General features: G+C 60.8%; 15 protein-coding genes and 1 other RNA gene. 4 read left to right on the top strand and 12 right to left on the bottom strand.

Features of this window, described 5'->3' with window-relative positions; translation table 11 throughout:
* Positions 1 to 34 precede the first annotated feature (34 nt).
* Together IF204_RS01590 and mgtE are read right to left on the bottom strand one after the other, a co-directional pair.
* Positions 35 to 592, bottom strand: a complete 558-nt coding sequence (locus IF204_RS01590) for a 5-formyltetrahydrofolate cyclo-ligase (protein ID WP_194094123.1) — start codon at positions 590 to 592, stop codon at positions 35 to 37.
* Positions 589 to 1,962 carry a magnesium transporter gene (mgtE, locus tag IF204_RS01585; protein WP_194094121.1) on the bottom strand — a complete coding sequence of 458 codons (1,374 nt, stop codon included), beginning with the start codon at positions 1,960 to 1,962 and terminating at the stop codon, positions 589 to 591. The genes IF204_RS01590 and mgtE overlap by 4 nt, the downstream gene beginning before the upstream one ends.
* A 111-nt stretch (positions 1,963 to 2,073) precedes the next feature.
* Here mgtE and guaD point away from each other — a divergent pair, with 111 nt between their 5' ends.
* Entirely contained in the window at positions 2,074 to 3,360 is a 1,287-nt protein-coding gene (guaD, locus tag IF204_RS01580) for a guanine deaminase (RefSeq protein WP_194094120.1), read from the top strand.
* On the opposite strand, the gene IF204_RS01575 is transcribed toward guaD, so the two are convergent.
* The 4 genes from IF204_RS01575 to IF204_RS01560 form a co-directional block, all read right to left on the bottom strand.
* The gene (locus tag IF204_RS01575) at positions 3,357 to 3,839 is read right to left on the bottom strand and encodes a CAP domain-containing protein (RefSeq protein ID WP_194094119.1); all 483 of its coding nucleotides are present in this window, start codon (positions 3,837 to 3,839) and stop codon (positions 3,357 to 3,359) included. The genes guaD and IF204_RS01575 overlap by 4 nt on opposite strands.
* A 22-nt stretch (positions 3,840 to 3,861) precedes the next feature.
* Positions 3,862 to 5,196 (bottom strand): 8-oxoguanine deaminase, encoded by a 1,335-nt coding sequence (locus tag IF204_RS01570; RefSeq protein ID WP_194094118.1) that lies wholly within the window; start codon positions 5,194 to 5,196, stop codon positions 3,862 to 3,864.
* Positions 5,197 to 5,337: 141 nt separating this feature from the next.
* Complete coding sequence (locus IF204_RS01565; RefSeq protein ID WP_194094117.1) at positions 5,338 to 6,075, bottom strand: Bax inhibitor-1/YccA family protein; 738 nt, start codon at positions 6,073 to 6,075, stop codon at positions 5,338 to 5,340.
* A 93-nt stretch (positions 6,076 to 6,168) separates the two neighbouring features.
* Positions 6,169 to 6,390, bottom strand: a complete 222-nt coding sequence (locus tag IF204_RS01560; protein ID WP_194094116.1) for a DUF1127 domain-containing protein — start codon at positions 6,388 to 6,390, stop codon at positions 6,169 to 6,171.
* A 108-nt stretch (positions 6,391 to 6,498) separates the two neighbouring features.
* On the opposite strand from IF204_RS01560, the gene IF204_RS01555 reads away from it, so the two are divergent.
* On the top strand, positions 6,499 to 7,356 hold the full coding sequence (locus IF204_RS01555; protein ID WP_194098114.1) for a LysR family transcriptional regulator: 858 nt from the start codon (positions 6,499 to 6,501) through the stop codon (positions 7,354 to 7,356).
* Here IF204_RS01555 and IF204_RS01550 read toward each other — a convergent pair.
* Positions 7,346 to 8,302: an NADPH:quinone oxidoreductase family protein gene (locus IF204_RS01550; RefSeq protein ID WP_194094115.1), complete on the bottom strand. Its 957-nt coding sequence runs from the start codon at positions 8,300 to 8,302 to the stop codon at positions 7,346 to 7,348. The two genes, IF204_RS01555 and IF204_RS01550, sit on opposite strands and share 11 nt — an antisense overlap.
* Positions 8,303 to 8,549: 247 nt before the next feature.
* Here IF204_RS01550 and IF204_RS01545 point away from each other — a divergent pair, with 247 nt between their 5' ends.
* Both IF204_RS01545 and IF204_RS01540 read left to right on the top strand, forming a co-directional pair.
* Positions 8,550 to 8,918, top strand: coding sequence for a helix-turn-helix domain-containing protein (locus tag IF204_RS01545; RefSeq protein WP_194094113.1), 369 nt, complete (start codon positions 8,550 to 8,552; stop codon positions 8,916 to 8,918).
* 61 nt (positions 8,919 to 8,979) lie between these two features.
* Complete coding sequence (locus IF204_RS01540) at positions 8,980 to 9,795, top strand: inositol monophosphatase family protein (RefSeq protein ID WP_407658874.1); 816 nt, start codon at positions 8,980 to 8,982, stop codon at positions 9,793 to 9,795.
* A 66-nt stretch (positions 9,796 to 9,861) separates the two neighbouring features.
* Here the strand turns inward: IF204_RS01540 and rpmG are convergent, their stop codons facing one another.
* From rpmG to IF204_RS01515, 5 genes are all read right to left on the bottom strand, one after another.
* Entirely contained in the window at positions 9,862 to 10,029 is a 168-nt protein-coding gene (gene rpmG, locus IF204_RS01535) for a 50S ribosomal protein L33 (RefSeq protein ID WP_007814563.1), read from the bottom strand.
* A gap of 116 nt (positions 10,030 to 10,145) precedes the next feature.
* Positions 10,146 to 11,234 (bottom strand): sensor histidine kinase, encoded by a 1,089-nt coding sequence (locus IF204_RS01530; RefSeq protein ID WP_194094110.1) that lies wholly within the window; start codon positions 11,232 to 11,234, stop codon positions 10,146 to 10,148.
* A 106-nt stretch (positions 11,235 to 11,340) separates the two neighbouring features.
* An RNA gene (gene rnpB, locus IF204_RS01525) (RNase P RNA component class A) lies at positions 11,341 to 11,725 on the bottom strand.
* A gap of 48 nt (positions 11,726 to 11,773) precedes the next feature.
* Complete coding sequence (locus IF204_RS01520; protein WP_322743247.1) at positions 11,774 to 12,430, bottom strand: N-acetylmuramoyl-L-alanine amidase; 657 nt, start codon at positions 12,428 to 12,430, stop codon at positions 11,774 to 11,776.
* 11 nt (positions 12,431 to 12,441) lie between these two features.
* Positions 12,442 to 13,179 carry a hypothetical protein gene (locus IF204_RS01515; RefSeq protein WP_194094108.1) on the bottom strand — a complete coding sequence of 246 codons (738 nt, stop codon included), beginning with the start codon at positions 13,177 to 13,179 and terminating at the stop codon, positions 12,442 to 12,444.
* Positions 13,180 to 13,195: the final 16 nt, after the last annotated feature.

Here is a 13,195-nt window from a genome sequence, read left to right as displayed (position 1 = left end):
TGGCCCGAAGGGCCAGAGGGGCAGCGCCCCTTCCCTACGGGATGTCGATAATTCCGGCCTCGGTCACGATCATGTCGAGCGGTTGATCCACAGGTTCCAGCGGGATATCCGCGTCTTCCTGCGCCGCATAGGCGAACCCGATCGCCATCGTCGCGCGCTTCGATCTCAGCAGTTCAAGCGTGCGATCATAGAAACCGCCGCCGTACCCCAATCGACCGCCGCTGCGGGAAAACGCGACCAGCGGCACGATGAGGATTTCCGGCTCGATCCAGTCACCTTCTTCGGGGATCATCGCGCCGAACGGACCGGAGACAAGCTTGCACCCGGGCTCCCACTGGCGGAACTTCAGCGGCTGCGCTTCGCCCATGATGACCGGAACGCCAACCGGCCCGTGGGCGGCGGCCTCTTCCATCGCGGGGATCGGGTCGATTTCGGTGCGGATCGGCATGTAGCCTGCCAACGGCACACCGCGATATCCCGCAAGGATCTCGGACAGATGCGCCGACGTGCCAAGCCCGGCCTGATGCGCGACCTTGCGGCGGGCAAAAGCCGCCTTACGGGCAGCGGCTTTCTGGTCGTCCAGCGACGTCACAGCAGAACCACGCTCGCGAGGCCAAGGAAGGCGAAGAACCCTACAACGTCAGTCATGGTGGTCACGAATGCTCCCGAAGCCAGCGCGGGGTCGATCCCCAGCTTCTCCAGAATGACAGGAATGCCCGTCCCTGCGAGGCCCGCAACGACTAGGTTGATAATCATTGCGGCAGCGAGCACCACGCCGAGCATCGGACTTCCGAACCACGCAAAGCCAAAGATGCCGAGCACGACAGCGAATAGAACGCCGTTTACCGCCCCCACCAGCAATTCGCGGCGGATAACACGCCAGACGTTCGAGCCCGTAAGGTCACGGGTGGCAATCGCGCGCACGGCAACAGTCAGCGACTGCGTACCAGCGTTCCCACCCATTGATGCAACAATGGGCATTAGCACCGCGAGCGCCACGATGGCGGAGATCGCGTCCTCGAACAGGCCGATGACGCCCGACGCCAGCACAGCCGTAATCAGGTTCACGGCAAGCCATGGCATACGCTGCTTCGTCGTTTCGATGACGGTGTCGGTCAGGCTGCCTTCACCCACACCGGCGAGGCGGAGGATGTCTTCCTCGTGTTCCTCGTCGAGCAGGATCATCGCGTCATCGATGGTGATGACACCAACCAGACGGTCATCATTGTCCACAACGGGCGCAGAAATCAGGTGGTAGTGGTTGAACGCATGGGCCACATCACCGACTGGGTCTTCGATATTGAACGTGCGGAAGCTTTCTTCGGCGATATCGCGCAGCGGTGTGTCGCGGCGGGCCGATAGAACACGTCCGAGCGTCACGTAGGCCACAGGCTTGATCCGCGGATTGACGAGGATGACGTGGTAGAACTGGTCGGGCAGTTCCACGTCTTCGGAACGCAAATAGTCGATCATCTGGCCGACGGTCCAATGCTCGGGGGCCTGAACGACCTCCACCTGCATGTGACGACCAGCGGATTCTTCTGGGTATGCCAGCGCCTTTTCGACGACCACACGGTCGGCACCTTCGAGGGCGCCCAGAACGGCTTCCTGCTGTTCTTCGTCGAGGTATTCGACAAGATCGACGACGTCGTCCGATTCCAGATCGCGAACCGCGTCGGCCAGCTGGCTCGGTGCGAGGTTCTCGATGATCTCTTCACGGATACCGTCATCCAGTTCCGAGAGGATGTCACCGTCGATGCCGTTCCAGACATTGAGCAGGTCGCGGCGCTCGCTGGCGTCCACCTGTTCAATCAGGTGCGCGATGTCGGCTGGGTGCAACGGATCAAGCAGCTGGTCGAGTTGCGCCGCATCACCGGCTTCGACAGCTTCAAGGACCTCGTCCACGAGCGTTTCGGTCACGCCGAATGCCTCGTCTTCGTTTTCATCAAGGTGTTCGGTCATGCGCACCCCCTTCAATTTGGGCTTAACATAGCGAAACGTCGTCCCGTCACAACAGCGACTTACGGCTTTTGCCAGATTTACCTTCCAGGTCCGAGCACCTAATCTAGCGGCATGACAAAACAACTCCTTTTGGGGCAGACGCTCCGCTTTTCAGGCAATCCATTTACCGCCGATTGGAACACCGTGACCCACCATTCCCGCAGGGGTGGTGTGCTGGTCGAAAATGGCAAGATCACTGCCGTTGGCGAAGGTGATGACCTGCGCCGTGACCACCCCGATGCCGCCATCACCGATTACGGCGACGGGCTGATTTCGGCGGGCTTTGTCGACGCGCATATGCACTACCCCCAGACAGGCATTATCGCGTCGTGGGGCAAGCAGCTGATCGACTGGCTGAACACCTATACGTTCCCCGAAGAGAGCCGTTTTGCCGATGCCGCCTATGCCCAAGACGTTGCAGGACGCACGCTCGATCTGGCACTGGCGCATGGCACGACGACGCTGACCAGCTTCTGCACGATCCACCCCGAATCCGTGGACGCGTTCTTCGGCGCAGCCGCCGACCGCAATATGGCGGTGATCGCGGGCAAAACCTGCATGGACCGTAACGCGCCTGACACGCTGCGCGACACCGCGCACTCGGCTTATGATGACAGCAAGGCGCTGCTGGAGAAATGGCACGGCAAGGGCCGCGCGACCTACTGTATCACGCCGCGCTTTTCGCCGACCTCGACGCCTGAGCAATTGGAAGCGCTCGGCGCGCTCTGGGCCGAACATCCCGAAGTGCCGATGCAAACCCACCTGTCAGAGCAGTTGCCGGAGCTTGAGTGGGTTGCCTCGCTCTTCCCCGATTGCCGCGATTATCTGGACACTTACGAACGCTTCGGACTGCTGGGCGAGCGCGGCCTCTATGGTCACGCGATCCACCTGACGGACCGCGAGAAGTCCCGACTGTCCGAAGTCGGAGCGTCGGTCGTTCATTGCCCGACCTCCAACACGTTCATCGGCTCGGGCCTGTTCGACATGATGGGCCTGTCGCAGACGAAAATCCGCATCGGCCTTGCCACAGATACGGGCGGCGGATCGAATTTCTCGATGCTTCGGACGATGGGCGCGGCCTATGAGGTCGGCCAGCTGCGCGGCGAGGCGATCCACCCTGCGCAACTGATGTGGCTGGCGACCGAAGGCTCGGCGAGTGCGCTTCACATGAGCGGCCAGATCGGCTCACTCAATGTCGGAGCGGCGGCGGATATCACGGTGCTAGACCTTGCCTCCACTCCCGCGATTGCCCAGCGCACGAACCGCGCCGAGCATATCTGGGACGCGATCTTCACCACAATCATGATGGGCGACGACCGCGCCATTCGCGACGTCTGGGTCGCGGGCAAAAAGGTCTAGCAGGCAGCAGCCAGCATCAGCACCCAGTAATCCTCGACACGGGCAAAGCCATAACGGGCGAAGCGCGGGTCGAGGATGTTCTTGCGGTGACCGCTTGATGCCATCCACTCGGCCACCATGCCCGCTTGGGTGATATCCCCTGCCCCGAGGTTTTCGGAAATCACGAACGAACAATAGCCCGCTGCCGTGCCGCGCTGCCATGCGCTCTGCCCTTCGGGATTCTCATGACCGAAATAGCCGCGCGCGAGCATGTCCTTCGCGTGCGCTTCGGCGACGCGGGACAGTAGCGGGCTTTCCTCCATCGGGCCGAGGCCCTGTGCCTTGCGCTCGGCGACCAGCAGCGCGCCGATGCCGGAGGTTGCGGGCGTAATCGTGACAGGTTCCTGCGCTTCGGCCACGACGTTGCCGTCCGGGCCGATGGTGACGATCTGACAGCCCGCGAGCAGGCTCAGGCCCGCCGCGGCGAGTAGCTTTTTCATAGTGCCCCCAATAGCTTGGGCGCTAGTCCATCAGTGCCAGCGCCAGTTGGTTCTGGCGTGATATCATATCGGGCAGGTCTATGGTTGTCACAATTCCGTCCGCCACAACCTGACGTCCTTCGACGAAAACGTGTTTGGCCTGCATCGGACCGGCGAGCAGAATAGCAGCCATGTCCCAGCTTCCTGCGGCTTCAACGCCGTTCATGTCCCAGATCGCGATGTCAGCACGTTGCCCGACACCCAGCCAACCGCAGTCGTGACGGCCCAGAACCTCTGCCCCGCCGCGCGTTGCGATCCACATCGCCTCGCGCGCGCTCATCGCGTCGGCGCCCTTGGCCACCCGCTGAAGCAGCATGGCCTGACGCGCCTCGGCGATCAGGTTGCCCGCGTCGTTGCTGGCCGATCCATCAACCCCAAGGCCCACCGGAACGCCCGCATCCCGCATTTCGCGCAGCGGCGCGATGCCGGAGCCAAGGCGACAATTCGAACATGGGCAGTGGGCAACACCTGTCCGCGAGTGGGCAAACATTTCAATTTCCGAACCATCGAGCTTTACGCAGTGCGCGTGCCAGACGTCCGGCCCCGTCCAGCCGAGGTCTTCGGCGTATTGCCCCGGTCTGCAACCGAAGGTTTCGAGCGAATAGGCGATGTCCTCGTCGTTTTCGGCAAGGTGGGTGTGCAGCATCACGCCCTTATCGCGCGCAAGCAGAGCGGCGTCCTTCATCAGGTCGCGGCTGACCGAGAACGGCGAACAGGGCGCGATGCCGACACGCACCATGGAGCCCTCGCTCGGGTCATGGAATTCGTCGACGACACGGATGCAGTCTTCGAGGATGGCAACTTCGTCCTCGACCAGACTGTCGGGCGGGAGGCCGCCTTTGCTTTCGCCTATACTCATCGCTCCGCGTGTCGGGTGGAAGCGCATCCCGATGTCCTGGGCCGCGGCGATGGTGTCATCTAGCCGCGAACCGTTGGGGTAGAGGTAAAGATGATCGGACGTCAGCGTGCAGCCAGACAACGCCAGCTCCGCCAAGCCGATCGAGGCGGAGACGTACATCTCCTCGGGCCCGAAACGCGACCAGATCGGATAGAGCGTCTTGAGCCACCCGAACAGCAGCGCATCCTGACCGCCCGGCACAGCGCGGGTCAGCGTCTGGTAGAGGTGGTGGTGGGTGTTCACGAGGCCCGGCGTCACCAGACAACCATCCGCCTGCACGATCCGCGCGTTTGGGGCAAAGATGCCCTTTTCGATGCGCGTGATGACTCCCCCTTCAATCAGGATATCGCCGACGAGTTCGCGCCCGTCGTCGTCCATGGTCAGGATGGTTGCGTTCTTAATGACTATGCTGGGTGTCATGTTGCCTCCTTTGAACCCCTTCGGCCTGTGCAAGAATACCGCCAGAAAGGGCAAGGACGCGGTATGGGGCTGTTTTAAACCAACCCGCGCAAAAGAAAAGGCCGCCCGAAGGCGGCCTTGAACCTGGTCATGTGGCGAAAGTTATTCGCGGTTGCCGAACAGTTGCAGCAGGAACATGAACATGTTGATGAAGTCGAGGTACAGGTTCAGCGCGCCCATGATGGCAGCCTTGCCGAGCCATTCCTGATCCATCGCATGTGCGTGCTGGATGTAGTCGGTCTTGATCTTCTGGGTGTCATAAGCGGTCAGGCCAGCAAAGATCAGAACACCGAGGATGGTGATCGCGAACTGCAGAGCCGACGACGCAAGGAAGATGTTCACGATCATGGCGACCAGAATACCGATCAGGCCCATGACGAGGAACGAACCCATTGCCGACAGGTCACGCTTGGTGACGTAGCCATAGAGCGACAGACCCGCGAATGCGATCGACGTAACGAGGAATACCTGCGCGATCGATGTGCCGGTGAAAGCGACGAAGATCCAAGCCATCGACAGGCCCATTACGGACGCGAAGACGTAGAAGAACAGCTGCGCACCGGCGGCGGAGAGGCGGTTAACCGCAGCGCCAAACATGAAGATCATGCCGAGCGGCGCGAACATGACGATCCAACCAAGGATGTTCGGCTGCAGAGTCATCGGGTCGCGCAGCACGGAGAGCAATTGCGGGTTAGTGCCCACTGCCCATGCAACGAGGAAGGTCAGCAACGTGCCAACAGACATCGTCGCGTATACCTTGTTCATGTGAGCGCGCAGCCCTTCGTCAATTGCCGCGGTGCGGACACCTGCAGTGCCGCGCATCGTGCGGAAATCAGCCATTGTTCCCTCCAAAGGTTAATAGGTTTACCCGATAATGGGTATCCCTACCAATATTGGCAATCCGGACTTAGCTTTCAAGTACTTGCGCACGCATTATCCGCGCGCGCGATACCATGCGTCCTCGGCGTCCCAAACGGAACGGTTCGCTTCCTGCACCGCTTCGGCACGGCTCAGGCCGATATCGCAGAGCTGGTCGTCGGTCAGACCGGCAAGCTGGCGACGCGAACGGGCGACGGCGCGGGCACGCGAAACAAAGGAAACAAGGCGCTGCATGATAGGCTGGCGGCGCGACATGGGGATAGAGATGAAGGTCATGGCGGTACTCTCGCAACAGATGTGGACTAGGTGTTTGACATCTATCTAGAGCAGCTCCATGATTAACGAAAATGAATGTTCATCAACCCAATCATCAAGGATTGTGATGTGCCGCGAAACATGGACCTCACCGCCCTGCGCGCCTTTTTGACCGTTGCCGAAACGGGCGGCGTCACGCGGGCTGCGGGCCTGCTCAACCTGACACAATCTGCGGTCTCCATGCAGTTGAAAAGGCTGGAAGAAGCGCTGAACCTCAGCCTGCTGGATCGTAGCGGACGTGGCATCGCGTTGACCCCTTCGGGCGAGCAATTGTTGGGCTATGCGCAGCGGATGCTGGAACTGAATGACGAGGCGCTAGGCCGTTTGACGGCGAACGAATACGAGGGCGAGATCGTGCTCGGCGTGCCGCATGACATCGTCTACCCCGTTCTGCCGCCGATTCTGCGCCAGTTCGCGACGGATTTTCCGCGCGTGCAGGTGAAGCTGATCTCGTCCTTCACCAGCCGGATGAAAGCGCAGTTCTCTCGTGGAGAGATCGACGTTCTGCTGACCACCGAGTACGACACCCCGTCCGATGCGCGGTGCCTCTGCTCAATCCCGCTGGTCTGGGTGGGTGCGCCCGATGGACAGGCGTGGAAGCAGCGCCCGCTGCGACTTGCCCATGAAGGGTCGTGTATCTTTAGGTCCGTGACACAGCGCATCCTCGACCGTGAGGACATTCCGTGGGAAATGGCGCTGGAAACCGACTCCGCGCGTTCCTCCGAAGCGACGGTTTCCGCCGACCTTGCTGTACATTCTATGCTCGACGGCACTTGGCCCCAGCAGCTCGAACCGATCGACCACGGCGGCACCCTTCCCGACCTCGGCGTGTCGAACGTGAACCTTTACTGGTCCGAAAGCCGTATGCCCGCAGTCATCGCCGCACTGGCAGAGATGCTGACAGGCGGCTACGGCGTTATGGATTGACGACAACCTTCCCAGTCGAGCGGCGGCTTGTGAGCAGGTCCAGCGCCTCGGGCGCATCGTACAGCGGCACGACGTGGTTGATGTGCGGATGCAGGCGGCCTTCGGCGAAATACTGCATTAGCTCCTTGAGGCTCTCGTCCATCGCCTCGGGATTGAATTTGACGTAGCCGCCCCAGTAGAAACCCATTACGTCGACATTCTTCACAAGCAGATGGTTGGCAGGGATCGGCGGCACCGTGCCGCTGGCAAAACCGATGACCAGCATCCGCCCCTCTCGATTCATCGCGCGGAGGATCTTGCCGAAAGCATCGCCCCCGACAGCGTCATAGAGCACATCGACACCGCCCTCAGCCCGCAGACGGGCGGTCAGGTCTTCACTCGCGTCGATCAGAACGTCAGCGCCTGCCGCTTTCGCGGCTGCCAGTTTGCGCTCACCGCGGGCAATCGCGATGACACGGGCGCCCATCAGTTTGCCGATCTCGATGGCGGTTTGGCCGACGCCGCCCCCTGCGCCGGTGACGACGAGCGTTTCACCCGCCTGCAAACGGGCGCGGCGCTTTAACGCGAGGTGCGAGGTGCCGTAGGCAATCATGAAGCCCGCAGCGGTTTCCGGCGGCATGCCGTCCGGTACAGGCAGACAGCGATCAGCGGCGAACACGCCGTAGTCCGCCATGCCGCCACTGCCGCAGTAAACCACCACGCGAGACCCCACGGCGGGAGACGTCACGCCTGCGCCTAATTCGTCGACAATCCCGCACACTTCCATGCCCATGGTGAACGGGAGTTCTGGCGTGTCCTGATATTTTCCGGTCGTCATCAGCGTGTCGGCGAAATTGACGCCGCACGACTCGATTTTGAGTCGAATCTGGCCCGCTTGCGGTTGCGGTACAGGAATTTCCTCTACCTGCGGAGGTTGATCGAACGAGGTGACCCGAAACGCACGCATGGCTGATCCTTTCCTTCACTCTTGCAACCTATCCTATATCGCAGGAGTAACACTGCGAATACGTGTCCAAACATCGCAAATGTCACGCTGGCGGACCAAAAAAGCACTCAACCTGTCCTAAAGGTCAGGTAGCGGGCGCAACCATGACGTGCTTAATTACAGCAAGTGAATTCGCCCATACGATGTATGCCTGCTGGATGGGGCAGCGGTCATAGTCGGGGTGAAGGGTTTAAAAAGGACATAAAACATGAGCCATCCGGTCGATGTACACGTCGGTAAGCGCATCCGCCACCGCCGCTGGATGAACGGCACTACGCAGCAGCAGCTCGCTGAAAAAGTAGGCATCAAATTCCAACAGATCCAGAAATACGAAACCGGCATGAACCGCGTTTCCGCTTCTCGTCTTTGGGATATCGCCCACGCTCTGGGTGTGGACGTTTCGTTCTTCTTCGAAGGCCTCGAAGGCAACGGTGAAGCACAATCGCAGACCGATATGCCGGGTGATATCCTCTCGGACAAGGAAGCTCTGGAGCTGCTGCGCAGCTACTACGCGATCCCGGAAGCCCAGCGTCGTCGCCTGTTCGACCTCGCTCGCGCGCTGAGCGACGCAGCCTAAGAGCTTGACCATTCGGCAAAACCCGCGTTACCGCAAATACAAGTATTTGTAAGCGGATCCGATGATGCTGAATGAAATTGATAAAGAAACAGTGGGCGATCTCGTAAGGGTCGCCCATTTGCTTGCCGATGCGGCCCGTCCTGCCACGCTGGAGCATTTCCGTTCCGCTGGCCTCACCGCCGACAACAAACGTCCCGCCGATTTCGATCCCGTCACCGAGGGCGACCGCGCTGCGGAACGCGCCATGCGCGACGTGCTGGCAGCCGAGCGTCCCGATGACGCGATCTTTGGCGAAGAGTACGGCAAATCCGATGGTACCAGCGGCTTCACTTGGGTGCTCGATCCGATTGACGGCACGCGCGGTTTTCTGTCCGGCACCCCCACTTGGGGCGTCCTGATCGCCGTCGGCCCCGCCGAGGGCCCCATCGTCGGCATTATCGACCAGCCGTACATTGGCGAGCGCTTTATCGGCGCCCCTGGCGTTGCGGAAACCACCGGCCCGCTAGGCACGCGTCCGCTTGCCACACGCGCCGCACGCCCACTGTCAGAGGCGATCCTGTTCACGACCTTCCCCGAGGTAGGCACGGATGAAGAACGCCTCTGTTTCGAGGCTGTGCGCGACGCAGCGCGGCTCGTGCGCTACGGCACCGACTGCTACGCCTACGCGCTGCTCGCTACGGGTCAGATTGATCTGGTGGTGGAGGCTGGTCTTCAGTCCTACGACATTCAAGGCCCGCTGGCGGTCATCCAAGCCGCTGGCGGCATCGTCACCGACTGGGACGGCAACCCCTGCCCCAACGGGGGCCGCGTCATCGCGGCGGCGAGCAAGGAAGTGCACACCGAGGCGCTCGCGCTCATCCAGTCGCGCCTGAAGTAATCCCTGAAAAAGCAAAAGCCGCGTGAGTTCATCACGCGGCTTCTAACTCTGCAAAGAGCAGCAAGATTACTTGATCTTGCCTTCTTTGTATTCAACGTGCTTGCGCACAACCGGGTCGTACTTACGTACAACCATCTTTTCGGTCATGGTGCGTGCGTTTTTCTTAGTCACGTAGAAGTGCCCGGTACCCGCGGTGGAGTTCAGGCGGATTTTGATAGTGGTCGGCTTCGCCATTGTTCTATTCTCCTGCCCGCTGGTCCCCAAGGGGTGCGGCATCTGAATTCGTTCTGGAAGCTGCCTTTTACTCGGCTTCCCATCCGAGTCAACCGCTCTGGGCTGTTTTTTCGGTGTTAAGCCGCGCTTGGACGCGGAAAACTGATATCAAAGCGGGCGCCGCCGTTATCAGAGCGCATTGCAGTGATTTTTCCTTCCATTTGGCTCACCATCGAACGGACAACCTGCATGCCAACGCCGCCACCTGCCTCGAGATCGAATCCCTCGGGAAGACCCTTGCCGTTGTCGGCGACTGTCAGGTGAATCGTGTCACCATCGTCTTCGAGGTTCAGCGAGATACGCCCGTCGGTCGGCATCTGTCCGTGGCGAATGGAGTTGGTCACGATCTCTGTGACGGCCAGACCGATCGAGATCGCGGTGCTCGGATCGACTTTGAGCGGGATCGTTTTGATCTCGGTCTCCGCCTGCCCTGCCGCACGCAGCGAACGGCATACCTCGACGCAAAGGTCGTTGAGGTACTGGCCCACATCCACCATGCGGACGTTCTCAAGACGGTGCAGCATGTCGTGCACACGGCCGATGGTATTCACACGGCCCGCAGCAACCTCAAGCGCAGCCTTTGCATCGGCAGGCGCGCGACGTGATTGCAGGCGTAGCAGCGAGGACACAAGGCCAAGGCTGTTCTTCACGCGGTGATCGACCTCGCGGCGAAGAAGCTTGGATGTCTCTAGCGCCTCTTCCAGTTCGGACTTTTGCTCTTCCAGTTCCTTCGTGTGCTTCACGATCTCGGTCACATCGCGAGAGATGGAGAGCACGCGCGTCACATCGCCGTGTTTGTCGGGGACCGGCGCCACGGTGACTTCCCACCAGCGGTCGGTGCCGCCTGCGGTCGGGCAGAACGCGGTCAGGCGCACAGGTGTGCCTTTGGCTGCACTGGCGACGGCAGCTTTGAGCACATCGCGGGTTTCAACAGGCCACAGATCCCACCAGAATTTACCGGCGACCATTCCGTAGTCGGGGATTTCCATTGCGCACATGCCGCCATAGCTCATGAATTCGAGCACGCCTTCGAGCGACAGGACTTTGATGCAGTCCTGCGACGCTGCAAGCATCGCCATGACGATCTCTTGCGAGCCATCAAAAAGAGCGAAAATTCCCGCGTCAGTTGCGCGGGCTTCCGGAGTACCGACGTGCGGCAGTGTCATCTTGGACCACCATGAGCAGAATGGTTTAGTTAACAGATCAGAGACGCGTTTTTTCGCAGTTTGCAACTCAATACGTTGTTAGATGCGAGTTTCTTGCAACTTAAATATGCGCGGATGGCCTATAAGCCGGATTTTGTCCGAGAGACAAGCCCTCTGGATGACCATTCATCTTGGCCCGCTGTTACCAACGAGCCTCTAGCTGCCAACCCGGACCACTCGGGGTTAGGCGTCCCTGCGGCGATATAGGCGAACCTATCAATCCCGCGCGTGGTCCCTATTTGGCATTGCACCCGGTGGGGCTTGCCATGCCGGTCCTGTTGCCAGTCCCGCGGTGGTCTCTTACTCCACCGTTTCACCTTTTCCCTGCATGCAGGGTAGTCTGTTCTCTGTGGCGCTATCCCTGGGGTTACCCCCGCCGGGCGTTACCCGGCACCGTGCCTTTTGGTGTCCGGACTTTCCTCAGGTAAACCTGCGGTCATCCAGCCATCCGCGCACTGCCTCGTATTCATTTGCATATGGAGCGTCAAGCGCGGTTGCGGTCAGCGCGCGGGATAGGTTTCGGCCAGATAGGCCGCGAGCCGCAAGTCCGTGATATCAGCAGGCCCGTCAAAGCGCTGGCGGTGGCGCAAACGAAAAGCCGGCAATAAAGCGCCGAGCGGATGGTCCGCATAACCAATCGTTCGCAGCGCGGTGAGCAAATCACCTTCCAGATCGGTGGTTTCGACATCAGTTTGAGCAGCGCGAATAGCGAGCCCCTGCTTTGCCAGACGATTCCAGTCAAACCGCGCACCGGGATCGATCTTCCGATGCGGTGCGAGGTCGGAATGGCCGATGATCCGCTCGGGGGGAATGTCCCAGCGGCTCATGATCCCGCGGAGCAAGTCCTCAAGCGCATCCATCTGCTTGGCCGCGAACGGAGCCGTCCCGATGTTCGACAACTCGATCCCGATGGAGCGGGAGTTCACGTCTGTGACACTCCCCCACTGCCCTGCCCCTGCGTGCCACGCGCGCTCTTCCTCGGGCACCAGTTGGGTGACTTCTCCGGCCTCGGAAATCAGGTAGTGCGCGGAGACCTCAAGGTCGGGATTGCAAAGTGTCCGCTCCGCCGCAGCGCAGTCGGCCATCGCTGTGTAGTGGATCACAACGAGATCGGGCCGCGCGTTTTCACGTCGCGGCCCGAAATTCGGTGAAGTCACCTGTCGCAGGATCAGTTCCCTGCTGCCGAACGCGCGGCAACGATGAACGGCGCAGGATCCCAACCACAGGCGAAACCGTCTCCATCAGGGTCGATGCCGAGGCGGTCGCTCTCGGGGCCGCCACGGGACAGGAAGTCGCGCTGCGCTTCGTCGGGGTTGTTGTACTTGGCGCAGTTGCGGCGGTAGCGCGACTGGCCGGACAGCATGAATCGGCTGTACCATTCCTGCCCTTTGACGTTCGGCGCGCTCAGCGCATAGGCGACAATGTTCGGACCGGTTTCCTGACGGCCCGGCAATGCGGTCGGCTGGATCACGGTGTACTGCGCGGCCTGCTCTGCGCGGCGGGCCGCGTCGGAGGCGATGGTCTCACGCTCGGATACGGCTTCGAACGATTGTTCGTCTGAGATGCCCGAGTGGCTGGCCACAACGGTCGGCGCGGCGTTGGTTGGCGAAGCTTCGATACCCGACGCGCGGCCATAGGAGGTCTGCTGCGTCGCGTTGCCCGAAGGCGTCCAGTTGGTCGGCGTCGTAATGCCTGCCGCCTGCAATTCTTCGCTGCTGATGTTGCCACCGCCCGAAAGGGAGGTCGCCTGCACCGACGGTCCGCTCAGCGCTTGCTGGCGTTCCGCTTCGGTCATCTGCACCGAAGAATAGTTGGTGAACCCCGGACCGGAATTGCTCACCGGCGGGTTAGCATTACAAGCGGACAGCGCAACAAGCGCTGTCCCGATAATCCAAAACTTCTGCACGTCGAAGCTGCCTCTG

This window comes from Marivivens aquimaris (genome assembly GCF_015220045.1).
Taxonomy (GTDB): Bacteria; Pseudomonadota; Alphaproteobacteria; order Rhodobacterales; family Rhodobacteraceae; genus Marivivens; species Marivivens aquimaris.
This window is presented reverse-complemented; position numbering and strand designations above follow the sequence as displayed.

Coding starts and splice junctions, on each gene's coding strand:
- rpmG (WP_007814563.1), bottom strand. CDS start 10,029: ATGGCGAAGCCGACCACTATCAAAATCCGCCTGAACTCCACCGCGGGT.
- IF204_RS01545 (WP_194094113.1), top strand. CDS start 8,550: ATGAGCCATCCGGTCGATGTACACGTCGGTAAGCGCATCCGCCACCGC.
- IF204_RS01550 (WP_194094115.1), bottom strand. CDS start 8,302: ATGCGTGCGTTTCGGGTCACCTCGTTCGATCAACCTCCGCAGGTAGAG.
- IF204_RS01540 (WP_407658874.1), top strand. CDS start 8,980: ATGATGCTGAATGAAATTGATAAAGAAACAGTGGGCGATCTCGTAAGG.
- mgtE (WP_194094121.1), bottom strand. CDS start 1,962: ATGACCGAACACCTTGATGAAAACGAAGACGAGGCATTCGGCGTGACC.
- IF204_RS01575 (WP_194094119.1), bottom strand. CDS start 3,839: ATGAAAAAGCTACTCGCCGCGGCGGGCCTGAGCCTGCTCGCGGGCTGT.
- guaD (WP_194094120.1), top strand. CDS start 2,074: ATGACAAAACAACTCCTTTTGGGGCAGACGCTCCGCTTTTCAGGCAAT.
- IF204_RS01560 (WP_194094116.1), bottom strand. CDS start 6,390: ATGACCTTCATCTCTATCCCCATGTCGCGCCGCCAGCCTATCATGCAG.
- IF204_RS01530 (WP_194094110.1), bottom strand. CDS start 11,234: ATGACACTGCCGCACGTCGGTACTCCGGAAGCCCGCGCAACTGACGCG.
- IF204_RS01565 (WP_194094117.1), bottom strand. CDS start 6,075: ATGGCTGATTTCCGCACGATGCGCGGCACTGCAGGTGTCCGCACCGCG.
- IF204_RS01570 (WP_194094118.1), bottom strand. CDS start 5,196: ATGACACCCAGCATAGTCATTAAGAACGCAACCATCCTGACCATGGAC.